Source organism: Anabaena azotica FACHB-119, assembly GCF_014697625.1.
Classification (GTDB): Bacteria; Cyanobacteriota; Cyanobacteriia; order Cyanobacteriales; family Nostocaceae; genus Trichormus; species Trichormus azoticus_A.
Genome location: NZ_JACJSG010000118.1, coordinates 1 through 2,580, shown reverse-complemented (window position 1 = coordinate 2,580; position 2,580 = coordinate 1). Strand labels below are relative to the sequence as shown.

Genomic DNA, 2,580 nt, shown 5'->3' with positions numbered 1-2,580 from the left:
TATCAGTTATCAGTTATCAGTTATCAGTTATCAGTTATCAGTTATCAGTTATCAGTTATCAGTTATCAGTTATCAGTTATCAGTTATCAGTTATCAGTTATCAGTTATCAGTTGCTCCTTCCCCCTTTCCCCCTTCCCCTTTACCTAAGTACCTTAAGTTAAAGCTTCTGTATTTTTCACGGGCTAGCTTTAACACTTATGTATGATTAATTGGATGAATACCTTAGAGGAATCTCCGCCTTATCGTCGCCCTCCCCAATTCCACCTATGGAACCTTTATCATCAGCTCTGGCGCTAGAACAAACTTCTCAAGTTCTTGGCAAGGAACCAATTGTTCCCTTCGTAATTCTACTGGTAGTCCTCTTAGTTGTACCGATTCTATTTGAAAGATTGAGATTACCCGCAATAGTGGGTTTAGTCCTCGCTGGGTTAGTATTAGGGCCATCGGGTTGGAACCTGATTCATACAGAATCACCGATGATTAGCCTGCTGTCAAATATTGGCTTAGTTTATTTGATGTTTGTCGCAGGTTTAGAAGTGGACTGGAAATTGTGGCGGCGGCAAAAAGGACGCGCGTTTGGGTATGGTGGGTTGAGTTTTGCTGTGCCATTGTTGACAGGGGTTTTAGTAGGGCGGATTTTTAACTTTGGCTGGAATACTTCGGTATTAGTCGGCTCGTTACTTGGTTCTTATACGCTGTTAGCTTACCCCATTATCAATCATTTAGGTATCATCAGTAACCGAGCAGTCACAACTACGATTGGTGCTACAGTTTTCACTGATATTAGCTCACTATTAATACTGGCTATTTGCGTCCTCGCTTTTGAAAAGGGAGTATCTAATTTATCTGAAATATTTCCCTTATTAGGTTGGTTAATTACTGTCTCCGTTGTCATCTTGCTGGGATTTGATTGGCTGGGTAAAGAGTTTTTTCGCCGTTCAGGAGACGACGAGGGCAAAAAATTTTTATTTGTATTACTGACAGTGTTCCTGGCAGTTGTAGTAGCTCAATTTATCGGTATTGAGAAAATTTTCGGGGCATTTTTAGCAGGTTTAGCAGTCAATGAAGCTATTGGTGAAGGGCCTGTTAAAGAAAAAATAGTTTTTGTTGGTAGTGTTTTATTTATACCGATTTTTTTTATTAACCTGGGCTTACTGATTGATGTGCCGGGTTTGATTCATCATCTTTTTATTCTCAAGTTAACTGGCTTAATTGTAGTTGGCTTGATTTCTAGTAAATTTGTTGCGGCTTGGTTAGCCAAGTTTTTCTATGGTTATAGTTGGCAGGAAATGTTAACTATATGGTCGCTATCTATACCCCAGGTAAGTACAACATTAGCGGCAGCTTTTGTAGGATATCAAGCTGGTTTACTATCAGGAGCAGTTTTAACTAGTATCGTTTTCTTGATGCTGGTGACTGCAATTGTGGGGCCGTTGCTGACTGGTCGTACAGCCGTAGCTTTAACTACCGCATCAGTTACAGAACCAGTCACCCCATTGCCTGAGCAACAAGTACAGGAAATCCACAATAGTGATTATACTATCGTTGTCCCTGTTTATAATCCCCACACTCAACAAAATTTAGTGGAGATGGCGGCGTTATTAGCTAGTCAGGCTCAAGGGCGAATTGTCCCATTAGCGATCGCCACATCTGCGGCGCACATGGATGCACCCCAATTAGAAATTTCCCTGCAAAGAAGTGAACGCTTACTAGCAAGAGCTACAGCCCACAGTCAGGCTTTGGGTGTGGAAGCATCAGCCCTGTTGCGAATTGATGATGCTTTTGCACCGGGAATTAGTAGAGCCGCCCGCGAACAAAAAGCCAACTTGATTGTCATGGGTTGGGGGAAACGGACGGGGTTAAGAGCGCGGTTATTTGGCAATGTAATTGATAATGTGCTGTGGTCATCCCATTGTCCTGTGGCGGTGACACGTCTGGTAGAATCACCTAAGAAAATTCAACGCATTTTAGTACCAGTAGAAAATTTAGTCACACCTACACTACAGCCTGTGCAGTTTGCTCAGATGTTAGCAGAAGCAAATCAAGCCCAAGTGACAGTGTTGAACGTGTGCGATCGCCGCACGAGTTCGAGTAAAATTGCCGCTAGGCGATCGCAACTTGCCTTGCTAGTATCTAAATTAGCTTTGCCCACTTCGCCGGAAATTCAAATTATTGCCCATGAAAATGCGGCTCAAGCCATTTTGCAAGCAGCAAGATTATATGACTTAGTAGTTTTACCCTTTATCCGTAATCGTACTAGTCCAGGGGGTTTAGCCTTAAGTGATGTTACCACCCAACTAGCCAGCCAACTCACCTGTTCTATCGTCATGTTAGGCGAACCCCAGAGCGTGCAAACACCCACCGTTACGTCGGGAGTGTCGAATAGTACGGCGGCGGTGTGAGGGACTGGGGAGATGGGGGAGATGAGGGAGATGGGGGAGATGGGGGAGACTGACAGGTGTAGGTTTTTTATTGGTGTTCCAAAAACCTTGGTTTGGGGTGTAAGGGTGTAAGGGTGTAGGGGTGTAGGGGTGAATAAAACAATGATTTTCTCGTTAGTTTTAGAGTCCTTACTCACT

At 43.4% G+C, this 2,580-nt stretch carries 1 protein-coding gene; it reads left to right on the top strand.

The window, feature by feature from the left end; translation table 11 throughout:
• Positions 1-267: 267 nt before the first annotated feature.
• Positions 268-2,403, top strand: coding sequence for a cation:proton antiporter (locus H6G83_RS34700; protein ID WP_190480712.1), 2,136 nt, complete (start codon positions 268-270; stop codon positions 2,401-2,403).
• Positions 2,404-2,580: the final 177 nt, after the last annotated feature.